We start from the raw sequence: 20,885 nt of genomic DNA on the forward strand, positions 1-20,885 counted from the left end.
TCGGTCGCCAATGCTCCGCAGTGGCTCCCTCCTCCGCCTTGCGATGCACGCACCCCAACGCCGCCCCGCCCGCCCTCCGGGCGAACGACGGGAGTCCGAAGACAGACCCGGGTCGGTACGCCGCCTCGGGCTCGGGCCAGCGTCTGGAGAGCGCGAGCACGAAGCCCTTGCCCCAGCCGCCGAGGTCGTTGCAGACGTGCGCGATCACCTTCACGCCCTTGCCCTGGGGCGTGGTGGCATCGCCTCGGACGTAGGTGATTTCCCCCATGCCTCGACGTTAGAGGGTGCCACTGACAATCGGCTCGGCATTTTCCGCCGCCCCGCCCCGGCCGCCGTCGACCGCCCCGCTCCGGCCCCCGTCCGCCGTCCCGCTCAGGCCGCAGTCCAGCGCCGTGCCCCGGCCGCCGTCGACCGTCTCGCCCACCGCCGTGCCCGCCGTGCCCGCCGCGCCGTCCGTGGCCGGCGCCTCGCGCACCGTCAGGTGCCGCCGTCCCGCCAGCGCGATCAGCAGCGCGGCCCCGGCGGCCACGGCGGGCAGGGCGTAGCCGGTGCCCGGCGCGGCCTGCTCGGCGACCGTCCCGGCGAGCGCCGCCCCGGCCGAGATGCCGACCACGATGCCGGACACCGCCATCGCCATCCCCTCGTTGAACTGCCGCTGCGGCAGCAGCTCCTGGACCAGCGTCATCCCGGTCACCATGGTCGGAGCGGTGGCGGTGCCGGCCGCGAACAGCGTCACTCCGAGCAGCCCCAGCCCGGCCCCGCCCAGCCCGGCGGCGAGCGGCAGCAGCAGCACCGCGGCCATCGCCGTGGCGCCGAGCAGGAAGCGCGCACCCGGTGCCCGGCGGGGGGTCAGCAGCCCGAACAGCAGTCCCGCCACGCAGGAACCGGCCGCGACCAGGGCCAGCAGCAGGCCGGCCGAGGCCTTGTGGCCGAGCGCGTCGGCGTACGCCACGGTGGTGATCTCGGTGGCGCCGAAGACCATGCCGGTCGCCAGGAAGGTCAGCACCAGCACCCGCAGTCCGGGCACCCGCAGCGGGGAGCCGTGCCGTCGGCCGGCCGCCTCCCGCCCCTGCGCCGGGGCGGCGGGCAGCGGGGGTTCGGTGCGCCGCTGGGCGGCGAACAGCAGGGCGCCGGCGGTGCCGAGGGTGCCGGCGGTGATCAGCCCGGCCTCCGGCGCGAGCGTGGTGCAGAGCAGCATCGCGAGGACCGGCCCGGCCATGAAGCAGAGTTCGTCCAGCGCCTGTTCGAAGGAGTTGGCCAGGTGCCGGGCGGCCGGGTCGTCCCGGTACAGGTGGGCCCAGCGGGAGCGGGCCATGCCGCCGAGGTTGGGGGCCGCCGAGCAGGCCGCGGCGCAGAGCGGGAGCGTCCAGTCGGGTGCTCCGAGCCGGACGCAGAGCAGCAGTCCGGTCAGCGGAACGGCGTTGTACAGCGCGGCCGGTACCGTCACCCGCGCCTGCCCGTAACGGTCCACCAGCCGTCCGATCAGCGGCATTCCGACGGCGCCGGCGACCAGCCCGGCCGCCGAGACCGCGCCGGCCAGCCCGTAGGAGCCGCGCCGCTCGGAGAGCAGCACCACCAGTGCGACGCCGTTCATCGACAGCGCCAGCCGGCCGAGCAGCCCGGCCAGGGTGAAGGCGGCGGCGCCGGGGGCCGCGAACAGCCGCCGGTAGGAGGTGAGGAGTGCGCGCGGGGGCATCGGGCTCCTGTGAGCAGGGGGAAGGGGTGTGCACCCAGCCTGGCGCCGGCGGCGGGCGGCCGTCCAACACCTGTTCCGCCGCACTCACAACACGCTGTTGTTAATCTTCCGCCCATGCCCCGTGACCTGCACCCCCGTCTGCTCCGCGGCTTCGTCGCGACCGCCGAGACCCTGCACTTCGGCCGGGCCGCCGAGCGGCTGCACATCGCCCAGCAGGCGCTCAGCCGGGACGTCCGGGCGCTGGAGGGGCTGCTCGGCGAGGCGCTGTTCACCCGCACCACCCGCAGCGTCGAACTCACCCCGGCCGGAGAGCGGTTGCTGCCCCGGGCGCGCCGGTTCCGAGCCCTGCACGACGAGATCCTCGCCGGGGCGCTGACCGGGGCCGCCGGCCGACCGCTGCTGCTCGACCTCAACAGCGACGTCAGCGGCCCGGACCTCACCGCCGACCGGGTGCTCGAACGGGCCCGCGCCGCCTGGCCGGAGGGCGAACTGCTGGCCCGCTTCCACGGCGGACTGGCCGCGGCCGCCGCCGAACTGCTGGCCCACCGGCTGGACGCCTCCTTCGGCCGCTTCGCCGGGCTGCCGGCCCCGGTGCGCGGCCGGCTCGTCCAGCTGCCGGTGCGGTTGGAGCGGGTCTCGGTGATGATGGCGGACACCCACCCGCTGGCCGACCGCCCGGTGCTGCGGGTGGCCGAGCTGGCCGGGCACCCGGTGGACGTCTGCGCGGGCAACCCGGCCACCACCGAGTGGACCGACCTGGGCACCCGGCTGCTGCGCGAGCACGGCCTGACGGCGGCCGCGCCGTACGTGCCGCCGGTGGGCGTGGACGAGACCGCCCGCTACCTCGTCCGGCACGGCGATCCGATGCTGACCACGGTCGGCGGCCCGCGGATCCCGGGGACGGTTCACGTGCCGCTGGTGGAGCCGGTGCCGCTGAGCCTGGTCAGCCTGGTGCACCGGCCCGGCGAGCGTCACCCGGGGCTGCGGGCGCTGGCCGCCGCGGCGGGCGCGCTCGGCGCGGCCGAGGGCTGGCTGCGCCGCCCGGCGGGCAGCTGGCTGCCCGCGGCGGACGCCGCGCTGCTGCCGTAGCCGCCCCGCCGCGGGAGGGAAGGAAACCGCCCCTGCCCCGGGGGGAAGGGCAGGGGCGGTGCTCAGGGGGAGGTCGGCTCAGGCCGCCTTGACGGCGGAGATGTCGAAGCTGAGCTTGACCTTCTCGCCGATCAGGACGCCGCCGGTCTCCAGGGCCGCGTTGTAGGTCAGCCCGAACTCGGTGCGGTCGACGACGGCCTTGCCCTCGAAGCCGACCCGCTCGGCGCCGTACGCGTCGGTGGCGCTGCCGGTGTACTCCAGGTCCAGCACGACCGGGCGGGTGGTGCCCTTGATGGTGAGGTCGCCGGTCATCCGGTACGAGTCGCCGCCGAGCAGCTGGGCGGAGGTGCTGCGGAAGTGGATCTCCGGGTGGGTCTCGACGGCGAAGAAGTCGCCGGTGCGCAGGTGCTCGTCGCGCTGGGCCTGGTTGGTGTCGACGCTGCCGACCTTGATCACCAGCTCGGCCGAGGAGTTGCCGGGGTGGGACCCGTCCAGGTGCAGCCTGCCGTCGTACTCGGTGAAGCGGCCCTTGACGTTGGTGACCATCGCGTGGCGGACCGAGAAGCCGATCTCGCTGTGCGTGCTGTCGATCGTCCAGTCGCCGGTCAGGTGGGCGAGGTCCGGGCCGGCCGGGGTCTGGACGGTGGTCGCGGCGGGGGCGGTGACGGTCTTGGTGCGGTTGAACAGGCCCATGGCTTCCTCCTTGGTTCGAAGCCGGTTGTTTAGGCTTCAACTTGTTGGCTCCAGCGTAGGACAACTTCGTTCAACTTTCAACCATGCGTGGCGGCTTCCCTCGGACGGCTCAGCGGACCGGCCCTGTCGGCCCTCCCGGTTAGGCTGCGAGGAACGGTTCCACCCCTGTGAGGAACGGTTCCACCCCGCCCGGAAGGCCTCCGATGTTCGTCCTGCACGCGCTCTGGCGGGCGGACGGGCAGCTGGCGCTCTGGGCCGAGGACGCCCGCGCCCACCCCGGCGCCACCGAGCGGCCCCTCGACCGGCCCGCCCCGCGCGCCCATCCCTACGCCTGCCCGGCCGGCGAACTGTCCGCCGTGCTCGGCGGCATCGGCCCGGGCCTCGGCTGGCTCGCCGGGCAGGCCTCCGAGCGCTGGGCCACCCTCCTGCTGCCCACCGTCGGCACCGTCCCCGCCCCCTCTCCCGACCTGCCGGTCACCCCGCCGCGCGGCGGCGCCGTCCTCGCCCCCTGGCGGGTGCCGGCGCTGCTCTTCGACACCGGGGCCGCCGCCCAGCTGCTCGGCGAGGTCTTCGACCCGGTCTGGGCCGTCACCGGCACCGACCTGCCCGCTGCCGGGCGGGTCGAGGTGGTCCACGGCCCCTCGCTGCGCTGGCTCACCGGCGTGCACGACCTCGCCTGGCGGACGGTCGGCCGCGGCCGGGTGCTGCCGCTGCCGGTCGGGGCCGCCGACGGCCGCCCGCGGGCCCGGTGGCGGCCCGACCTCACCCCCGCAGGGCGCCGCGAGGCCGCCGCCCTGGCCGCGGGCTGCCCGCCCGTCCTGCTGGGGGAGTGGCCGCACGGGCCCGGCGGCGGCGACGCGCTGCTGGGTGCCGCCCTGGGCGCCCTGGTGGACGCCGAGGCCCGCGCCGCACTGGCGGACACGCCCTTCCCACCGCCCGGCGCGGCCGGGGCCGTCGCCGAACGCTGGCTGCACGCCCTCGGCACCCCCGACGGCGGGTTCGACGGCGGCCCGCCCGGGGAGGTCGCCGAACTGCGCCGCCGGCTCGGCGCCTGGTACGCCGCCGCCGAGCCCGTCGACCCGGCGGTGCGGCTCTGCTTCCGCCTGGTCGAGCCGCTCGGCCCCGACCAGGACGACCCCGAGGGCCGCCCCTCCGACGACGCCTGGCAGCTGGAGTTCCTGCTCCAGGCCGTGGACGAGCCCTCCCTGCTGGTCCGCGCCGCCGACCTGCACGAGGGCGGCGCCGCCCACGCCGCGCTGGCCCGCAGGACGGCCGACCCGGTCGACGTCCTGGTCGCCGAACTCGCCCGCGCCGCCCACCGCTGGCCCGCCCTGGACGGGCTGCGCCACCGTGCCCGCCCGTCCGCCCTGCCGCTCGACCGGGCCGGCGCGCTGGACTTCCTGCGCACCGCCGCGCCCGCCCTCGCCGAGGGCGGCTTCGGGGTGCTGCTGCCCGCCTGGTGGCGCCGCCGCCCCCGGCTCGGGCTCGCCCTGCGCGCCACCACCCCGCCCGCGCCCGGCTCGCTCGCGGTCAGCAGCCAGGTGGACCGGGACGCCGTGGTCGCGTTCCGCTGGCAGGCTGCGCTCGGCCCGGACGGGGACCCGCTCAGCGAGCGGGAACTGGCCGAACTCGCCGCCGCCAAGCAGGGGTTGGTCCGGGTGCGAGGCACCTGGCTGGAGGCCGATCCGGCCCAGATCGCCGCCGCGCTCGCCTTCCTCGCCGACCGGCGCGACGGCGTGCTCGCCGCCCCGGAGCTGCTGCGGCTCGCCCTCGACCCGGACGCGACGGTCGCCGGGCTGCCGGTCACCTCGGTGCGCGCGGACGGCCCGCTCGGCGAACTGCTCGCCGGGCGGGCCGGCGCAGCCCCGGCACCGGAGCCGCCGCCGGACTTCCGGGCGGTGCTGCGCCCGTACCAGGAGCGCGGACTGGCCTGGCTGTGGACCATGTCCGGGCTCGGCCTCGGCGCCGTGCTGGCGGACGACATGGGCCTCGGCAAGACCGTCCAGACCCTCGCCCTGCTCGCCTCCGAGAAGGCCGCCGAGCAGGCCTCCGGGCAGGCCGCTGCGAAGGCGTCCACGACGGCCGCCGCGCAGCAGGCCCGTGGGAAGGCCGCCGAGCGGCCCGAGGCCGCCGCCCCCACCCTGCTGGTCTGCCCGATGTCCCTGGTCGGCAACTGGCAGCGCGAGGCCGAGCGCTTCGCCCCCGGCCTGCGGCGGTACGTCCACCACGGCGCCGGCCGCCTCGGCGCCGAGCGGCTCGCCGAGGCCGTACGGGGCGTGGACCTGGTCATCACCACCTACGGGCTGGTCCAGCGCGACCTCGCCGCCCTGCGCGCGATCCGCTGGCGCCGGGTGGTCGCCGACGAGGCCCAGCACATCAAGAACACCGGCACCGCGCAGTCCCGGGCGATCCGCGCGCTGCCCGTCACCCGGCACCGGATCGCGCTGACCGGCACCCCGGTGGAGAACCGGCTCGCCGAACTGCACGCCGTCCTGGACTTCGCCAACCCCGGCCTGCTCGGCCCGGCCGAGCGCTTCAAGGAGCGCTACGCGATCCCGGTCGAACTGCACCGCAGCCCCGAGCGCACCGCCGAACTCCGGCGCCGCACCGCCCCCTTCGTGCTGCGCCGGCTCAAGTCCGACCCGGCGGTGGCGGCCGAGCTGCCCGCCAAGCAGGAGATGACCGTCTGGTGCAACCTCACCGCCGAGCAGGCCGGCCTCTACCAGGCCGTGGTCGCCGACCTGCTGCGGCGGGTCGAGGGCATCCGGGGCGTGGAGCGGCGCGGCACGGTGCTGGCCGCGATCGGCAAGCTCAAGCAGGTCTGCAACCACCCGGCCCAACTGCTGCACGACGGCTCGGCGGTGGGCGGCCGCTCGGGCAAGGTCGCCCGGCTGGCCGAACTGCTGGAGGAGGCGCTGGCCGAGGGCGACCGCACGCTGGTCTTCACCCAGTACGCCGAGTTCGGCACGATGCTCCGCCCGTACCTGGAGCGCCGGCTCGGCGAGGAGGTGCTCCACCTGCACGGCGGGGTCTCCCGGGCGCACCGCGAGGAACTGGTCGAGCGCTTCCAGTCCCCGGACGGGCCACGGGTGTTCCTGCTCTCGCTGCGGGCCGGCGGCACGGGCCTCAACCTGACCGCCGCCAACCAGGTGATCCACCTGGACCGCTGGTGGAACCCGGCGGTCGAGGAGCAGGCCACCGACCGCGCCTTCCGGATCGGCCAGCGCCGGGACGTCCAGGTCCGCCGGCTGGTCTGCGTCGGCACCGTCGAGGAGCGGATCGACGAACTCCTCGCCGCCAAGAGGTCGTTGGCCGAGGCGGTGGTGGGGGAGGGCGAGCACTGGCTCACCGACCTCTCGGCCGGGGCACTGCGCGAACTGGTCGCCCTCACCCGGGAGGACGCCGTGGCCGAGGAGGACGCGTGACCGACGACCCCCGACCGCCCGTGGTCAACGTCGCCGCCTACTGGCGCGGCGACTTCACCCTGCGTCCCGTCCCCACCGAGGAGGAGGACGGCCCCGACGAGCCCTCGCTGCGCCGCCTCGGCCGTTCCGGCATCACCGTGCACGGCCGCGACCTCGCCGTCCTGCTCGCCCCCGCCTACGAGGCGTTCCGGGGCTGAGCGCGGCGGCTACCGTGCGGTAGCGTCGCGCGGGTGACCGACACCCACGACACCGGGCCGGCCCGCGTGACCGGGCCGACAGGAGACCCCGGACCGGCCGGCGGTACCCGGCCGGCGGATCCCCGGCTGGCGGCCTTCGAGCAGCACCGGCGGATGGTCTTCGGCATCGCCTACCGGATGCTCGGCAGCGTCGCCGACGCCGAGGACCTGGTCCAGGACACCTGGCTGCGCTGGAGCGGCGTCACCGGTCCGGTCGCCAGTCCCGGCGGCTTCCTGGCCCGTACGGTCACCAACCTCGCGCTCAACAAGCTGGACTCGGCCGCCGTCCGCCGCGAGTCCTACGTCGGCCCCTGGCTGCCCGAGCCGCTGGTCACCGAGCCGGACGCGACCGACGGCGTCGAGCGGGCCGAGACCGTCTCGGTCGCCCTGCTGGTGGTGCTGGAGAGCCTGTCCCCGCTGGAGCGGGCGGTGTTCGTGCTCAAGGAGGCCTTCGGCTTTTCCTACCAGGAGATCGCCGGGGCCCTGGACCGCACCGAGGCGGCCTGCCGCCAGGTCGGCAGCCGGGCCCGGGCGCACGTGCGTGCCCGCCGGCCGCGCTACGACGCCCCGCCCGAGCTGCGCCGCCGGGCCACCGACGAGTTCCTGGCGGCCTGCGTCGGCGGCGACCTCAACCGGATGCTGGACCTGCTCGCCCCCGACGTCGTCAGCTGGACGGACGGCGGCGGGGTGATCCGGGCCGCGCTGCGCCCGGTCACCGGCGCCGAGAGCGTCGCCCGCTTCATCCTCGGGGTGCTCCAGCGGCTCGGCGAGGGGGCCGGCGCCCGTCCGGTCCTGGTCAACGGCGAGCCCGGCGTGCTGGTCACCGTGGACGGAGCGGTCGACTCCGTCTCGGTGTTCGAGGTCGCCGAGCAGCCCGACGGCGCCGTGCGGATCTCCGGGATCCGCAGCGTCCGCAACCCGCACAAGCTGGCCCACCTGGCCGGCCTGGGCTCCGCCCCCGGCCCCGCCCCCGCTCCCGGCCCCGCCCCCGCCCCCGCCCCCGGTGACGGCCCCGGCCGGCCCGGCCCGGCTTGACCCTCGACCAGGTCGAGCCCGCAGAGTCACCGGCATGGAGAGCGAGCTGCACAGCATCGGCGAACTGGCCCGCGCCAGCGGACTGGGCGTCGGCACCCTGCGCTACTACGACGGCGCCGAGGTGCTCACGCCCGCCTGGGTCGATCCGCAGACCGGCTACCGCTGGTACCGGCCCGGCCAGCTCGCCGACGCCCGGCTGCTGGCCCGGCTGCGCCGGGTCGGCCTGCCGCTGGCCGGCATCCGCGCCGTGCTCGGCGCCCGACCCGGCGGCGGCGAGGCCCGGCAGGTGCTCGACGCGCACCTGCGCCGGCTGGAGGACGGCCTCGCCGACGCCCGCCGCGAGCTCTCCCTGATCCACGCGATGATCGACCAGAGGGAGCAGCCGATGACCACCACCCCCGCCGGACTCCGGTTCACCGTCCCGGCCGACGGCCTCGCGGCCGCTTTGGACGCGGTCCGCTTCGCGGTCTGCGGGGACCCGGAGCTGCCCTCGCTCGCCGGCGTGCTCTTCGAACCGGACGGTCCGGTGCTGCGCCTGGTCGCCACCGACCGCTACCGGATGGCCTTCGCCGCGGTGCCCGCCACGGATGACTCGCCCGAGGGGCCGGTGGCCGGCACGGTCGTCCCCATCGCGCTGGTGGACGCGCTGCGCGCGCTGCTCGGCGCGGGGGCGGCCGAGGTGGCGCTCACCCTCGGTGGCGGACTGGTCCGGGCCGAGGCCGGGGAGCACCGGATCGAGGGCGCCGCGCTCGACTGCGACTACCCCGACCACCGGGCCGTCGCCCGGCTGGAGCCCGAGCACCGGATCGCCCTGTCCGCCGCCGACCTGCGCGCCGCCGTGGAGAGCGGCGCCACCCGCACCCTGCCCTCCGGCCCGGGCGGCGCCGACTGCGAGGTCACCGTCCTGACCCTGGGCGGGGACGGCCGGCTGGCCGTCGCCGACGACCCGGCCCCGGAGGGCTACCGACTGGCCGTCAACCGGGACTTCCTGCTCGACGCCCTCGACGCCGGGCGGCCCGGGCAGCTGCTCCTCGAACTCGGCGGCCCGATCGCCCCGCTGGCCGTCCGCAGCCCCGGGCGGGCGGGCACCTTCTCCGTCCTGATGCCGATCCGGCTGCCCGAGTCCGGCTGACCGGCTGACCGGCGGAGCCGTCCGGCGGCGGGGTCCGGCGGGACGCCGGCGGGGATCCGGAAGGAAGCCGGAGGGACTCTGGAAGGATCACCGCATGAGCCCGCACACCGATCCCCCCGCCGCCGAGCTCCACGTCCCCGCGCCCGGCGGCGGGCGGCTGTGGGCGGAGCGCCGCGGCACCGGCAGCCCGGTGGTGCTGCTGCACGGCTCCGGCATGGACTCCCGGCTGTGGGACGCCGTCGCCCCGGCGCTCTCCCGGCACCACGACGTGATCCGCTACGACGCGCGCGGCCTCGGCCGTTCCAGCGCGCCGGAGCGGGCCTTCGACGACGTCGCGGACCTGGGCGCCGTGCTGGACCACGCCGGTCTGCGCAGCGCCGCCCTGGTCGGTCTGAGCATGGGCGGGGAGACCGCGCTGGACTTCGCCCTCGCCCACCCCGGCCGGGTCACCGCGCTCGGCCTGGTCGGCGCCTCGGTCAGCGGCCACGACTGGCCGCCGTCCCCGGAGACCGCCGCCTACGCCGAGGCCCGGCGGCGCGGCGACGCGGCCGCGCTGGCCGAGCTGGAGCTCTCGGTCTGGGCCGCGATGGGGGCCGGCGCGCCGGGCGGCGAGCTGATCGCGGCGATGGTCCAGGAGAACGCGGCCCGTCGGATCGTCAGCGAGCACCACCTCGCGGGCGCCCCGGCCCGGGCGGCCGAGCCGCTCCTCGGCACCGTCACCGCCCCCACCCTGGTCGTCCACGGCGGCCGCGACCACCCGGAGATCGCGGCGATCGCCGAGCGGCTCGCCGCCGACATCCCCGGCGCCCGCGGCCACCTCGTCCCGGACGCCGACCACTACCTCCCGCTGCGCACCCCCGAACGGCTCACCGCACTCCTCCTCGCCCACCTCGCCTGACCGGCCCGCCCGCGCTCGCCTCCCGGCGCCGTTCCCGCCTTCCCACCTGGCGCCCGGGCCGCCTCGCGCCCGGCGCGTTTGCTCTCGCTAGCACCCTGCTTGCATTTGCAAGCAGGGTGCTGCAGGCTGTCCGCATGGCCTCACTGAACGTCGGCTCGCTGGGCGAGTACATCCGCGAGCAGCGCCGCAACGCCCAGTACTCGCTGCGCCAGCTGGCGGAGGCCGCCGGCGTGTCCAACCCGTACCTCAGCCAGATCGAGCGCGGGCTGCGCAAGCCGAGCGCGGAGATCCTCCAGCAGATCGCCAAGGCGCTGCGGATCTCGGCGGAGACGCTGTACGTCCAGGCCGGGATCCTGGAGGAGCGGCGGGGCGAGGGCCTGGAACTGCGGGCCTCGATCCTGGCCGATCCGCTGATCAACGAGCAGCAGAAGCAGGCGCTGCTCGCGGTCTACGACGCCTTCCTCAAGGAGAACGCCGCCTCGGCCCCCACCGCGCCGACCGACGGCCCAGCCACCCAGAACACCCACCGGGAGGACCGGTAACCATGCCCATCACCGACGAGATCAAGAAGACCCTCAGCGACCCGACCCCGCTGTACGCCCTGGCCGGCGCCGGGGACCTCGCGTACGAGAAGCTGCGCGAGGTGCCGGGCCGGGTCGAGGCGCTGGCGGCGGACCGCAAGGGCGCGCAGGAGAAGGCCACGGCCACGCTCCACGAGGCGCAGTCGCTGCTGACCGGGGCGCAGGCCAAGGTCGCCGAGACCGTCACCACCCTGCCGACCGACTTCAAGGCCCTGCAGGAGCGGGCCCAGGGCTTCGCGCTGCAGCAGGTGGCCCGCGCGGTCGAGCTGGCGGTGAAGGCCAGGGAGACGTACGACGAGCTGGCCGAGCGCGGCAAGGTCGTGGTGGACAAGGCCCGCCCGGGCGCGTCGGAGGAGCCCGAGCGGCCCGAGGTGGTCGTGGAGCGGGTCGAGGCCGAGCCGGTGGCGGACGGCGGCGCCGAGCCCGCGCCGAAGAAGTCCGCCCGGGCCCGCAAGAACGCCGCCGACGCCGCGGAGTGACCTCGCGCCCCGTGGGGCACGACAGGTGACCGTGGGACGTTGACCCCGTCGCGGACGGTCGTCGTGCCAGGATGGACGGCGGTCGCAGCGCCGGAGTCGAGAGCAGAGGAGATCGAAATGGTCGGAGTGTTTCAGATTCTGGCCTTTTCCTACCTGAACCCGGTCTGGTGGGCGACCGTCGCCATCCTCGCCTACAAGCTGTTCGCCCTGGTCGACGCGGCCACCCGCCGGGAGGACGCCTACCGGGCGGCCGACAAGAAGACCAAGGGCTTCTGGGTGGCGATCCTGGCGGTCTCCTTCGGCTGGGACCTCCTGTTCGGGGTGAACTTCTTCACCGGCATCGGCACCCTGGCCGGTCTGGTCGCCTCGATCGTCTACGTGGTGGACGTCCGCCCGGCGATCCGGGCGCTGACCGGCGGCGGTGGCGGGCAGGGCGGCCGGAGCAACACCGGGCCGTACGGCCCCTGGTAGGCACGGCACCGGACAACGCGACGGCCCGGGCGGGGAGTTCACCCGCCCGGGCCGTCGCCTGCTCCGCCGCCGCATGCTCCGCCGCCTGGCCGACCGTCCGGCTGCCGGACCGCCCGCCCGCCGGGCCGCCCGCCTGCCCGGGCCGCCCGCCTGTCGGGACGTCAGCCGAGGATCAGCTGCACCGGGTTGCGCTCCAGCAGCAGCACCGCGACGTCGTCGGTCAGCGCACCGCCGTTCAGCTCCTCGACCTCGGCGATGGCGCTGTCGACCAGCCGCCCCCTGGTCAGTCCGGCGGCCTGGTGGTCGCCGACCAGGTCCGCGAGCCCGTCCTGGCCCAGCCGGCGGGACCCGGCCCCGACCCGGCCCTCGATCAGCCCGTCGGTGTAGAGCAACAGCCGCCAGCCGGGCCGCAGTTCGACCTCGTGGGCGGGCCAGGCGGCCTGTCCGTCGTGGCACGGCAGCAGGCCGAGCGCGGGCCCGGCGAGGTCGGCGGGCAGGCTGACCGGCTCGTGGTCCCGGCCGAGCAGCAGCGGCGCCGGGTGCCCGGCGAGGTAGAGCCGGGCCCGCTCGCCGGCGCCGAGCGAGTCGAGGTCGCTGCCGGTGCCGCCGGGCTCGATGACCAGCATGCAGAGCGTCGCGAAGATCTCGTCGCTGCGCCGCTCGTGCTCCAGCACGTGCTGGAGGGTGGTGAGCAGGGCCTCGCCGGTGAGGCCGGCGAAGACCAGGGTGCGCCACGCTATCCGGAGCGCCACGCCGAGCGCGGCCTCGTCCGGGCCGTGGCCGCAGACGTCGCCGATCACCACGTGGACGGCGCCGTCGTCGGTGCGCACGGCGTCGTAGAAGTCGCCGCCGAGCAGCGCGCGCCGGCGGCCGGGGCGGTAGCGCCGGGTGAAGGAGAGCCCGGCGCCGTCGAGCAGCGGGGTGGGCAGCAGGTGGCGCTGGAGGCGGGCGTTCTCCTGGCCGCGCAGCTCGGCCTCGACCAGGCGCCGCTGGGACTCGTCGGCGCGCTTGCGCTCGACGGCGTAGCGCAGGGCGCGGGCGAGCAGCGGGCCGTCCGTCTCGTGCTTGAGCAGGAAGTCCTGGGCGCCGGCCGCGACGGCGGCCGCGCCGAGTTCGGCCCCGGCGGCGTCGGTGAGCACCACGACCGGGGTGTGCGGGGCGCGGCGGAGCAGCTCGTGCAGGCCCTCCAGCCCGTCCGAGGCGTCGGAGGGGTGCGGCAGGTCGGCGGGCGCGGCGAGGTCGAGCAGCACGCAGCCGAACTCGGGGGTGCGGGAGCGCCCGCGCCGGGCCCAGGGGGCGGGCGGGGCGAGCAGTTCGGTGGCCTGGTCCAGGCCGCGGGCCCAGTGGATCTCGATCGAGGCGCCGCTGTCGGCCACCGCGGCCTTGATCAGCTGGGCGTCCGAGGCGTCGTCCTCGATGACCAGCAGCCGCAGCGGCCCGCCGTCGGCCGGCCCGTCCGCCGCCGGAGGGCCGGACGGGTCGGGGACGTGGGACGGGTGGGAGGCGTGCGCGGCCCGCGAGCGGGGGTGGGGTATCGGGGGAGTCGCCGTGGCCGGTCCGGTCGTGGCGTGGCTGCGGGCATGGCCGACGCGGGCGCCGTCGTGGGCGCCCGGCAGGTCCGCGGCACCAGGTGCCCGCCCGTCTCCCGTTGCGGGCATCGATCGTTCCTCCCTTTCCCCGACTGCGTAACGGTCGACGTCCGTCCGCAGTGCCCGCCTGGCACCGCGCGTCGGGGAACTTCTCGCGACCATAACGTGATCTCCGGGGATTTCTCCGGCCGACCGGCGCCGTTGTGGTTATTGCCACGCCGGTGGCGGTGTGGTGTCTGGACTCGGACGACGACTCGGCTCCCGTCCCGGCGGCTGCCGGGCGGCCCGGGGGAGGAACGGGAGATGGTGGCACGGATCACCCTGGTGAAGGGTGACATCACGGAACAGGCGGTGGACGCGGTGGTGAACGCCGCCAACTCGTCCCTGCTGGGCGGCGGCGGGGTGGACGGCGCGATCCACCGCAAGGGCGGGCCGCGGATCCTGGAGGAGTGCCGCCGCCTGCGCGCCTCGCACTGGGGCAAGGGGCTGCCCACCGGCCGGGCGGTGGCGACGGCCGCCGGACGGCTGCCGGCCCGGTGGGTGGTGCACACCGTCGGGCCGGTGTACCGGGCGGAGGAGTACGAGGAGCGGGCGGAGCTGCTGGCCTCCTGCTATCGCGAGTCGCTGCGCACCGCGGCGGAGCTCGGCGCGCGCACGGTGGCCTTCCCGGCGGTGTCGGCCGGGATCTACGGCTGGCCGCCGGCGGACGCGGCCCGGATCGCGCTGGGCACCGTCGCCGAGGTGCTGGGCGGCGGTGACGCGGAGGCGGGCGCGGAGCTGACGGAGGTGCGGTTCGTGCTGTTCGGGTCGGAGATGTACGAGGTGTTCGAACGGGCCTGGCGGGAGCTGTCCGAGCGGGACGGCTGACGGCGCGGCGGGGTCGTGGTGCGGGGGGCGTGGTGCGGGCCGGGCGGTGTGGGGTGCCGCCGCTCGGTCGGGTCCATCGTGGCGTGCGGGGCGTCAACATGCCAGAGATATTCGATAACTCGTTCGAGTGAATGTATCGGGTCGCTCACCAGCTCCGGCGCGCACCGGCCCCCGCGCTCCCGTGCCCGCTACGGGGCGAGCGCCGACCAGGGCACCGTGACCTCGCCCTGCCGCCACCGCCCGCGCGCGTCCACCAGCGGCCAGTTGCCCGCCAGCGCCGTGCAGGCCGCCACCCAGCGCTGCCGCGCCCCGAACGCCCCGTACGGCGCGGCCGCCGCCCAGGCCCGGTCGAAGTCGGTCAGGAAGCGGTGCACCGGCCGACCCGGCACGTTGTGGTGGATCAGCGCCTTCGGCAGCCGCTCGGCCAGGTCGGAGGGCTGGCCCAGGCCGCCCAGCCGGGCCGCGAAGGTCACCGTCCGGGGCCCCTCCGGGCCGAGCGCGACCCAGACGTGCCGCCGCCCGATCTCGTCGCAGGTGCCCTCGACCAGCAGCCCGTCCGGGGCGAGCCGCGCGCACAGCCGCTCCCACACCCCGGCCACCGCCGACTCGTCGTACTGCCGCAGCACGTTGGCCGCCCGGATCAGCTGGGCCGGTGCGCCGCCGTCCAGCGGAACCTCGAAGCCGCCGCGCCGGAAGGTGAGCAGCGGCGGCTCGGCGTACGGCAGCGCGGCGGCGACCCGCTCCGGCTCGATCTCGATCCCGACCACCCGGACGTCCGGCCGCACCGTGCGCAGCCGCCCGGCCAGCTCGACGGCGGTCCACGGCGCGGCGCCGTAGCCGAGGTCCACCGCGACCGGCGGGCGCTCGGCGGCGCGCAGCGCACGGCCGAGGGCGTGGGCGATCCAGCGGTCCATCCGGCGCAGCCGGTTGGTGTTGGTGGTGCCCCGGGTGACCGTCCCCACCGGGCGCCCGGTCCGTCCGCGGGCGGGCGCGGCGGGAGCGGGGTCGAAGGAGGCAGCCATGCCCAGAAGGGTAGTCGGACCTTCGGCGGCACCGCGCTGACCTGGGACGACGGCGGCCGCTCGGGCCGGGGGGCGGGGCGGGAATGCCGGACGCGGTCCGTGTGGTTGGCACACTGGTGGTGATGTGTGCCCGGACGGGGCAGCGCACACCGGACAACGGGCGGCCCGGACGGACCGCCTCGACGGGCCGCACAGAGGAGGCTTCAGCCAGGTGATCCAGCACCCCGTCCGTTCGGTACGCCGTGTCCAGCCCGCCGCCCCCGCGCGCGGCCGGCTCCAGTCGCTCGTCCCCGGCCGCCGTCGCCCGCGCCGGATCGCGATGCTGAGCGTCCACACCTCGCCGCTGCACCAGCCCGGCACCGGTGACGCCGGCGGGATGAACGTGTACATCGTCGAGCTGGCCAAGCGCCTGGCCGACCTCGACATCGAGGTCGAGGTGTTCACCCGGTCGATCAGCTCGGATGACGCGCCGACGGTCGAGCTGGCACCGGGCGTGCTGGTGCGCCACGTCACCGCCGGGCCGTACGAGGGCCTGGTGAAGGAGGACCTGCCGGCCCAGCTGTGCGCCTTCACCCACGCGGTGCTGCGGACGGAGGCGGGCCACCGCCCCGGCCACTACGACCTGGTGCACTCGCACTACTGGCTCTCCGGGCAGGTCGGCTGGCTGGCCGCGCAGCGCTGGGGGGTGCCGCTGGTGCACACCATGCACACCATGGCGAAGGTCAAGAACGCCGCGCTGGCCGAGGGCGACACGCCCGAGCCCGCGGCCCGGGTGATCGGGGAGACCCAGGTGGTGGAGGCGGCCGACCGGCTGATCGCCAACACCACCGAGGAGGCCGCCGAGCTGGCGCTGCACTACGCCGCCCGGCCGGACCAGCTGGCCGTCGTCCACCCCGGGGTCAACCTGGACGTCTTCCGCCCCGGCGCCCCGTCGGCGTCGGCGGCCGCGCGCGCCCGGCTGGGCCTGCCGCAGGACGCCGCGGTGCTGCTGTTCGCCGGCCGGATCCAGCCGCTGAAGGCCCCGGACGTGCTGCTCCGGGCGGTCGCCGCGCTGCTGGACCGCCGCCCCGAGCTACGCGAGAACCTGGTGGTGCCGGTGGTCGGCGGGCCGTCCGGCACCGGGCTGGCCCGGCCGGAGAGCCTGCACAAGCTCGCCGCCCAGCTGGGCATCTGCGACGTGGTGCGGTTCCACCCGCCGGTCGGCCAACCGCAGCTCGCGGACTGGTACCGGGCGGCGACGGCGCTGGTGATGCCCTCGTACAGCGAGTCCTTCGGGCTGGTCGCGCTGGAGGCGCAGGCCTGCGGCACCCCGGTGGTGGCGGCCGCGGTCGGCGGCCTGCCGGTCGCGGTGCGGGACGGCGAGACCGGCACCCTGGTGCCGGGCCACGACCCGGTGGACTGGTCGTACGCGCTGGAGCCGTACGCCACCGACCGGGCCATGGTCGCCCGGCGCGGCGAGGCGGCGGCCCGGCACGCGGCCCGCTTCGGCTGGGACACCGCCGCGGCGACCACCGCCGAGGTGTACGCCGGCAGCATGGCCCGCCCGGCCGGCCGGCTGGCCGCGGCCCGCCGCCGACTGGCCTGAGCGCCGGGCGGCTCGGGCTGCGCCCGCCCGGTACCGGCGAGTAACGTCACCCCCATGGCAATCCGCACCAAGGACGAGGCCCTGACCCTCCTGCGCACCGCCCTGGACGACGCCGGGGTGGCCTGGGAGCCGGCCGCCGCCGACCCGTACACGCTGGTGGCGGCCCTCCCGGGCACCCGGAAGCTGAGCACCGCCTGCGCCCTGCGGGTCGGCGACCACACCCTGTCGGTGAACGCCTTCGTGATCCGCCGTCCGGACGAGAACCACGAGGCCGTCTACCGCTGGCTGCTGGAGCGCAACACCCGGATGTACGGCGTCGGGTACGCGGTCGACGCGCTCGGCGACGTCTACCTGGCCGGCCGGCTGCCGCTCGAGGCGCTCACCCCGCAGTCCGTGGACCGGCTGCTCGGGACGGTGCTGGAGAACGCGGACGAGCCGTTCAACACCCTGCTGGAGCTGGGCTTCGCCACGGCGATCCGGCGCGAGTGGGAATGGCGGACCAAGCGCGGGGAGTCCACCCGCAACCTGGCCGCCTTCGCCCACCTGGCCGCGCCGGAGGCCCCGCCTGCGGGCGCCCGGGACACCCGGGACACCTCGGGAACCCCGGAAGCCCCCGACGTCGGCTGACTCGTCCGGTCAGGCGCCCGTCGGCGCCTTCGCGGGCCGCGCGACCGGCTCCGCGACGGGCTTCGGCTCCGCGAGGGCCTCCGCCGCGGGCGCCGGAACCGCCACGACCTCGCCGGACCCGGTGCCCTTCGCGGCGCCGGTCCGCCCGCCCAGCAGCACGTAGCCGATCGCGGCGACCGTGCCGCAGACCCCGCACGCGCCCCACAGCACCACGCTGCCGGCCCGCTCCAGCAGCACGCCGCCCACGGCCGGGCCGAGGAACGAGGCGAGCGACCAGGACAGCGAGTAGACGCCCTGGTAGCGCCCGCGGGCGTGGGTCGGCGACAGCTCGGCGATCAGACCCATCAGGGTCGGGGTGTAGAGGATCTCCCCGATCGTCCAGACCGTCACGGTGAAGGCGTAGAACCACGCGGACGATCCGGCCAGGGCCGTCACCCCGAACCCCCAGCCGATGAACAGCGCGGCCGCCGCCAGCATGGCCGAGCGGCTGCGGTTCTCGACCCACCGGGTGAGCGGGATCTGCAGCAGCACGATCAGCAGCCCGTTCAGGCCGATGACCAGGCCGTACTCGGAGGACGTGATCCCCCGGCGGCCCATGTCGACCGCGAGGGTGGTGGCTCCCTGCTGCAGCACCAGGGCGAGCAGCAGGGTGAGGCCGACCACGGCCATGAAGCGGCTGTCCCGGAACACGGTGCCGAGACCGACCGCCGGCTCGTCGGCCTTCGCGCCCGCCGGGGCGTCGGGCCTGGTCTCCGGGATCCTGATGAAGATCACCACCGCGCAGAGCACCGTGGAGAGGGCGTCCAGCAGGAAGAGCGTCAGGTAGCCGTGGGTGGCGATCAGACCCGCGACGGCCGAGGAGAGGCCGAACCCCAGGTTGATCGCCCAGAAGTTCAGCGAGTAGGCGCGGACCCGGTCGGCGGCCGGGACGATGTCCGCGATGATCGCCGAGATGGCCGGCCGGGTGGCGTTGTTGCAGAACCCCACCAGGAAGGCCACCACGGCGATCGCCACCCGGCCGTCCGTGAAGCCGAGCACGGCGGTGAACAGGGCGGTGCCGAGCTGGGCGGCGAGCAGGGTCGGACGGCGCCCGACCCGGTCGGTGAGCACCCCGGCGATGATCGAGGAGACCGCCGAGCCGAGGCCGAACAGGGCGGCGACCAGGCCCGCGTAGGTGGCCGAGTACCCGCGGCTGCTGGTGAGGTAGAGCGCCAGGAAGGTGACCACGAAGGCACCGAGCCGGTTGACGAGGGTGGAGACCCAGAGCCACCAGAACTGGCGCGGCAGCCCGCCCGCCGTTTCCTGGACCATTCTTCGGAACCGGGCGGTGACGAGCATGTGGGGGCTCCTGAGGGCAGGCGTCCGCCGAGCGGTACGGCAGGCCCGGTCAGCCGACGCGTGTAAGTGGCAGATTCGCGCGGCACACATTACCCAGAGGGCGAAGGTCCCCACCAGGGGTTTTCCCGCCCCCCACTAAGCTGGGGCCATGGCTGACACGACGTACCGACTCATCCTGCTCCGCCACGGCGAGAGCCAGTGGAACCAGAAGAACCTGTTCACCGGTTGGGTCGATGTCGACCTCAACGAGAAGGGCGAGAAGGAGGCCGCCCGCGGCGGCGAGCTCCTGGCCGCCGAGGGTCTGCTCCCTGACGTGCTGCACACCTCGCTGCTGCGCCGCGCCATCCGCACCTCGCAGATCGCCCTGGACAAGGCCGACCGGCACTGGATCCCGGTCAGCCGCAGCTGGCGGCTGAACGAGCGCCACTACGGCGCGCTCCAGGGCAAGGACAAGGCCCAGACCCTGGCCGAGTTCGGCGAGGAGCAGTTCCAGCTGTGGCGCCGCTCGTACGACACCCCGCCGCCGGTGCTGGCCGACGACGCCGAGTACTCGCAGGCCGGCGACGCCCGCTACGCCGACATCCCGAGCGAGCTGCGTCCGCGCACCGAGTGCCTGAAGGACGTCGTCGAGCGGATGCTCCCGTACTGGTACGACGCCATCGTCCCGGACCTCGCCGCCGGCAAGACCGTCCTGGTCACCGCCCACGGCAACAGCCTGCGCGCGCTGGTCAAGCACCTCGACGGCATCTCCGACGAGGCCATCGCCGGCCTGAACATCCCGACCGGCATCCCGCTGGTGTACGAGCTGGACGCCGACTTCAAGCCCGTCGTCCAGGGCGGCCGCTACCTCGACCCGGACGCCGCCGCGGCCGCCATCGAGGCCGTCAAGAACCAGGGCAAGAAGTAGGCCCAGGAGCGCAGAGGCCCCGCCGCCCGGTTGGACCGGGGGTGGGGCCTTCGTTCGTTTCCGGCCGGTTCCGGACCAACCCGCTTGCCCGGTAGGGGAGTTGGGTAGCCGGAAAATGGTTCAGACCATTGACGGTCCAGGCGGCGGCTCCTACCGTGAGGGCACCGGACCGGCGCAGGCATGCCAGGAACTCCCCGTCCGGGCCGCCGCACCCCTACGCGCGCGTCTGCGCCCCCGGCGCACACTCCATCCACCCCCACGGAGGAGCACCATGCGCACACGCCACATCGTCGGGGCGGCCGTCGCCGCGCTGGCGATCCCGCTGACCCTCGCCTTCCCGGCCTCGTCCCACGGCTGGATCTCGACCCCGCCCAGCCGGGCCGCGCTCTGCGACAGCCACGTGGACGCGGTGCCGTGGGACTGCGGCGCCATCCAGTGGGAGCCGCAGAGCGTCGAGGGCGGCAAGGGCTTCCCGGCCCTCGGCCCCTCGGACGGCACCATCTGCGCCGGCGGCAACTCGCGCTTCGCCGAGCTGGACGACCCGCACGGGGGCGCCTGGCCGACCACGCCGGTGACGGCGGGCCGCCCGCTCACCTTCACCTGGACGTTCACCGCCCGGCACGCGACCACCGACTTCCGGTACTACCTGACCAAGCCGGGCTACGACGCGAGCCAGCCGGTCACCCGGGCCAACCTGGAGCTGACGCCCTTCCTGACCGTCCCGTACGGCGGCAAGCAGGTGCCGAGCACGCTCAGCCACACCGCGACCATGCCGAGCGGCCGGACCGGCCACCAGGTGGTCGTCGCGGTCTGGACGATCTCCGACACCCCGAACGCCTTCTACTCCTGCTCCGACGTCCGGTTCTGACACCGGCGGCAACGCGCGAGGTGCACGGCCGTGGCCGGCCGTGCACCTCGGAACCCGGCGGACGACGGCCCGCTCAGTGGCCGCCGCAGCAGCCGCCGTCCGCGCCGCCGCACTGGCAGGGCGCGCCGGACTGGCAGCCGCAGCCGCAGCCGGGGCCGCAGCCGCAACCGGCCGCGACGACGGGGAGGAACTTCGGGGCGGGCGGCTCGACGGTGTCGTGGGCGGTCGCCGGTCGGGTCGGGTTGGCCTTCATCGAGCTTCCCTCCTAGTGACGGGCACAGTCCTGTGCCCCCACTGTCGAGTGAAACCGCCGGACGGAGCGGCGTCAACGGGCGCGCAGTGGTGGA

At 75.8% G+C, this 20,885-nt stretch carries 20 protein-coding genes and 1 pseudogene; 14 read left to right on the forward strand and 7 right to left on the reverse strand.

What is annotated here, in order from left to right; genetic code table 11:
* Window positions 1-268 (reverse strand): annotated as a pseudogene (locus ACIQI7_RS36810) (hypothetical protein); the annotation flags it as partial.
* Between the two features lie 9 nt (window positions 269-277).
* The gene (locus ACIQI7_RS36815) at window positions 278-1,696 is read right to left on the reverse strand and encodes an MFS transporter (protein WP_401118652.1); all 1,419 of its coding nucleotides are present in this window, start codon (window positions 1,694-1,696) and stop codon (window positions 278-280) included.
* 114 nt (window positions 1,697-1,810) lie between these two features.
* On the opposite strand from ACIQI7_RS36815, the gene ACIQI7_RS36820 reads away from it, so the two are divergent.
* Window positions 1,811-2,785, forward strand: coding sequence for a LysR family transcriptional regulator (locus tag ACIQI7_RS36820; protein ID WP_401118654.1), 975 nt, complete (start codon window positions 1,811-1,813; stop codon window positions 2,783-2,785).
* A 78-nt stretch (window positions 2,786-2,863) separates the two neighbouring features.
* Here the strand turns inward: ACIQI7_RS36820 and ACIQI7_RS36825 are convergent, their stop codons facing one another.
* On the reverse strand, window positions 2,864-3,478 hold the full coding sequence (locus ACIQI7_RS36825) for a YceI family protein (protein WP_401118657.1): 615 nt from the start codon (window positions 3,476-3,478) through the stop codon (window positions 2,864-2,866).
* 203 nt (window positions 3,479-3,681) lie between these two features.
* On the opposite strand from ACIQI7_RS36825, the gene ACIQI7_RS36830 reads away from it, so the two are divergent.
* From ACIQI7_RS36830 to ACIQI7_RS36865, 8 genes are all read left to right on the forward strand, one after another.
* Complete coding sequence (locus ACIQI7_RS36830) at window positions 3,682-6,903, forward strand: SNF2-related protein (RefSeq protein WP_401118661.1); 3,222 nt, start codon at window positions 3,682-3,684, stop codon at window positions 6,901-6,903.
* Window positions 6,900-7,100: a hypothetical protein gene (locus ACIQI7_RS36835; protein ID WP_401118664.1), complete on the forward strand. Its 201-nt coding sequence runs from the start codon at window positions 6,900-6,902 to the stop codon at window positions 7,098-7,100. Before ACIQI7_RS36830 ends, ACIQI7_RS36835 begins: the two co-directional genes overlap by 4 nt.
* A 153-nt stretch (window positions 7,101-7,253) precedes the next feature.
* On the forward strand, window positions 7,254-8,174 hold the full coding sequence (gene sigJ, locus ACIQI7_RS36840; RefSeq protein ID WP_401118773.1) for an RNA polymerase sigma factor SigJ: 921 nt from the start codon (window positions 7,254-7,256) through the stop codon (window positions 8,172-8,174).
* Between the two features lie 34 nt (window positions 8,175-8,208).
* Window positions 8,209-9,306: a MerR family transcriptional regulator gene (locus ACIQI7_RS36845; RefSeq protein ID WP_401118667.1), complete on the forward strand. Its 1,098-nt coding sequence runs from the start codon at window positions 8,209-8,211 to the stop codon at window positions 9,304-9,306.
* A gap of 94 nt (window positions 9,307-9,400) precedes the next feature.
* Window positions 9,401-10,204 (forward strand): alpha/beta fold hydrolase, encoded by an 804-nt coding sequence (locus ACIQI7_RS36850; RefSeq protein WP_401118669.1) that lies wholly within the window; start codon window positions 9,401-9,403, stop codon window positions 10,202-10,204.
* A 134-nt stretch (window positions 10,205-10,338) separates the two neighbouring features.
* Window positions 10,339-10,746: a helix-turn-helix domain-containing protein gene (locus ACIQI7_RS36855; RefSeq protein WP_387752766.1), complete on the forward strand. Its 408-nt coding sequence runs from the start codon at window positions 10,339-10,341 to the stop codon at window positions 10,744-10,746.
* Between the two features lie 2 nt (window positions 10,747-10,748).
* Entirely contained in the window at window positions 10,749-11,264 is a 516-nt protein-coding gene (locus ACIQI7_RS36860) for a hypothetical protein (RefSeq protein WP_401118672.1), read from the forward strand.
* Between the two features lie 117 nt (window positions 11,265-11,381).
* Window positions 11,382-11,735 (forward strand): DUF2516 family protein, encoded by a 354-nt coding sequence (locus ACIQI7_RS36865; protein ID WP_401118674.1) that lies wholly within the window; start codon window positions 11,382-11,384, stop codon window positions 11,733-11,735.
* A gap of 161 nt (window positions 11,736-11,896) precedes the next feature.
* Here ACIQI7_RS36865 and ACIQI7_RS36870 read toward each other — a convergent pair whose 3' ends face one another.
* A complete protein-coding gene (locus tag ACIQI7_RS36870) occupies window positions 11,897-13,393 on the reverse strand; it encodes a PP2C family protein-serine/threonine phosphatase (RefSeq protein ID WP_401118677.1) in 1,497 nt (498 codons plus the stop codon).
* Window positions 13,394-13,630: 237 nt separating this feature from the next.
* Here ACIQI7_RS36870 and ACIQI7_RS36875 point away from each other — a divergent pair, with 237 nt between their 5' ends.
* A complete protein-coding gene (locus tag ACIQI7_RS36875; protein WP_387753184.1) occupies window positions 13,631-14,191 on the forward strand; it encodes an O-acetyl-ADP-ribose deacetylase in 561 nt (186 codons plus the stop codon).
* Window positions 14,192-14,379: 188 nt separating this feature from the next.
* Here ACIQI7_RS36875 and ACIQI7_RS36880 read toward each other — a convergent pair whose 3' ends face one another.
* Window positions 14,380-15,213, reverse strand: a complete 834-nt coding sequence (locus tag ACIQI7_RS36880) for a class I SAM-dependent methyltransferase (protein ID WP_401118680.1) — start codon at window positions 15,211-15,213, stop codon at window positions 14,380-14,382.
* 214 nt (window positions 15,214-15,427) lie between these two features.
* Between ACIQI7_RS36880 and mshA the strand changes: the two genes are divergently transcribed.
* Both mshA and ACIQI7_RS36890 read left to right on the forward strand, forming a co-directional pair.
* Window positions 15,428-16,798, forward strand: a complete 1,371-nt coding sequence (gene mshA, locus ACIQI7_RS36885) for a D-inositol-3-phosphate glycosyltransferase (RefSeq protein ID WP_401118776.1) — start codon at window positions 15,428-15,430, stop codon at window positions 16,796-16,798.
* Window positions 16,799-16,852: 54 nt separating this feature from the next.
* A complete protein-coding gene (locus ACIQI7_RS36890; protein WP_401118682.1) occupies window positions 16,853-17,425 on the forward strand; it encodes a YbjN domain-containing protein in 573 nt (190 codons plus the stop codon).
* A 9-nt stretch (window positions 17,426-17,434) separates the two neighbouring features.
* Here the strand turns inward: ACIQI7_RS36890 and ACIQI7_RS36895 are convergent, their stop codons facing one another.
* On the reverse strand, window positions 17,435-18,736 hold the full coding sequence (locus tag ACIQI7_RS36895; protein ID WP_401118684.1) for an MDR family MFS transporter: 1,302 nt from the start codon (window positions 18,734-18,736) through the stop codon (window positions 17,435-17,437).
* 175 nt (window positions 18,737-18,911) lie between these two features.
* On the opposite strand from ACIQI7_RS36895, the gene ACIQI7_RS36900 reads away from it, so the two are divergent.
* Both ACIQI7_RS36900 and ACIQI7_RS36905 read left to right on the forward strand, forming a co-directional pair.
* Window positions 18,912-19,670: a phosphoglyceromutase gene (locus ACIQI7_RS36900; protein WP_387752783.1), complete on the forward strand. Its 759-nt coding sequence runs from the start codon at window positions 18,912-18,914 to the stop codon at window positions 19,668-19,670.
* Between the two features lie 271 nt (window positions 19,671-19,941).
* Entirely contained in the window at window positions 19,942-20,538 is a 597-nt protein-coding gene (locus tag ACIQI7_RS36905; protein ID WP_387752786.1) for a lytic polysaccharide monooxygenase, read from the forward strand.
* 73 nt (window positions 20,539-20,611) lie between these two features.
* Here ACIQI7_RS36905 and ACIQI7_RS36910 read toward each other — a convergent pair whose 3' ends face one another.
* A complete protein-coding gene (locus ACIQI7_RS36910) occupies window positions 20,612-20,791 on the reverse strand; it encodes a hypothetical protein (RefSeq protein WP_387752789.1) in 180 nt (59 codons plus the stop codon).
* Between the last annotated feature and the right edge of the window lie 94 nt (window positions 20,792-20,885).

Origin of the sequence: Kitasatospora sp. NPDC092039 (assembly GCF_044756065.1) — a bacterium.
Lineage (GTDB): Bacteria > Actinomycetota > Actinomycetes > Streptomycetales > Streptomycetaceae > Kitasatospora.

Excerpts from the sequence above, each read along its gene's own strand:
- ACIQI7_RS36815 (WP_401118652.1), bottom strand. The coding sequence starts at position 1,696 with ATGCCCCCGCGCGCACTCCTCACCTCCTACCGGCGGCTGTTCGCGGCC.
- ACIQI7_RS36865 (WP_401118674.1), top strand. The coding sequence starts at position 11,382 with ATGGTCGGAGTGTTTCAGATTCTGGCCTTTTCCTACCTGAACCCGGTC.
- ACIQI7_RS36900 (WP_387752783.1), top strand. The coding sequence starts at position 18,912 with ATGGCTGACACGACGTACCGACTCATCCTGCTCCGCCACGGCGAGAGC.
- ACIQI7_RS36910 (WP_387752789.1), bottom strand. The coding sequence starts at position 20,791 with ATGAAGGCCAACCCGACCCGACCGGCGACCGCCCACGACACCGTCGAG.
- ACIQI7_RS36820 (WP_401118654.1), top strand. The coding sequence starts at position 1,811 with ATGCCCCGTGACCTGCACCCCCGTCTGCTCCGCGGCTTCGTCGCGACC.
- ACIQI7_RS36895 (WP_401118684.1), bottom strand. The coding sequence starts at position 18,736 with ATGGTCCAGGAAACGGCGGGCGGGCTGCCGCGCCAGTTCTGGTGGCTC.
- ACIQI7_RS36905 (WP_387752786.1), top strand. The coding sequence starts at position 19,942 with ATGCGCACACGCCACATCGTCGGGGCGGCCGTCGCCGCGCTGGCGATC.
- ACIQI7_RS36825 (WP_401118657.1), bottom strand. The coding sequence starts at position 3,478 with ATGGGCCTGTTCAACCGCACCAAGACCGTCACCGCCCCCGCCGCGACC.
- ACIQI7_RS36860 (WP_401118672.1), top strand. The coding sequence starts at position 10,749 with ATGCCCATCACCGACGAGATCAAGAAGACCCTCAGCGACCCGACCCCG.
- sigJ (WP_401118773.1), top strand. The coding sequence starts at position 7,254 with ATGGTCTTCGGCATCGCCTACCGGATGCTCGGCAGCGTCGCCGACGCC.
- ACIQI7_RS36830 (WP_401118661.1), top strand. The coding sequence starts at position 3,682 with ATGTTCGTCCTGCACGCGCTCTGGCGGGCGGACGGGCAGCTGGCGCTC.
- ACIQI7_RS36890 (WP_401118682.1), top strand. The coding sequence starts at position 16,853 with ATGGCAATCCGCACCAAGGACGAGGCCCTGACCCTCCTGCGCACCGCC.
- ACIQI7_RS36855 (WP_387752766.1), top strand. The coding sequence starts at position 10,339 with ATGGCCTCACTGAACGTCGGCTCGCTGGGCGAGTACATCCGCGAGCAG.
- ACIQI7_RS36880 (WP_401118680.1), bottom strand. The coding sequence starts at position 15,213 with ATGGCTGCCTCCTTCGACCCCGCTCCCGCCGCGCCCGCCCGCGGACGG.
- ACIQI7_RS36850 (WP_401118669.1), top strand. The coding sequence starts at position 9,401 with ATGAGCCCGCACACCGATCCCCCCGCCGCCGAGCTCCACGTCCCCGCG.
- ACIQI7_RS36870 (WP_401118677.1), bottom strand. The coding sequence starts at position 13,393 with ATGCCCGCAACGGGAGACGGGCGGGCACCTGGTGCCGCGGACCTGCCG.
- ACIQI7_RS36845 (WP_401118667.1), top strand. The coding sequence starts at position 8,209 with ATGGAGAGCGAGCTGCACAGCATCGGCGAACTGGCCCGCGCCAGCGGA.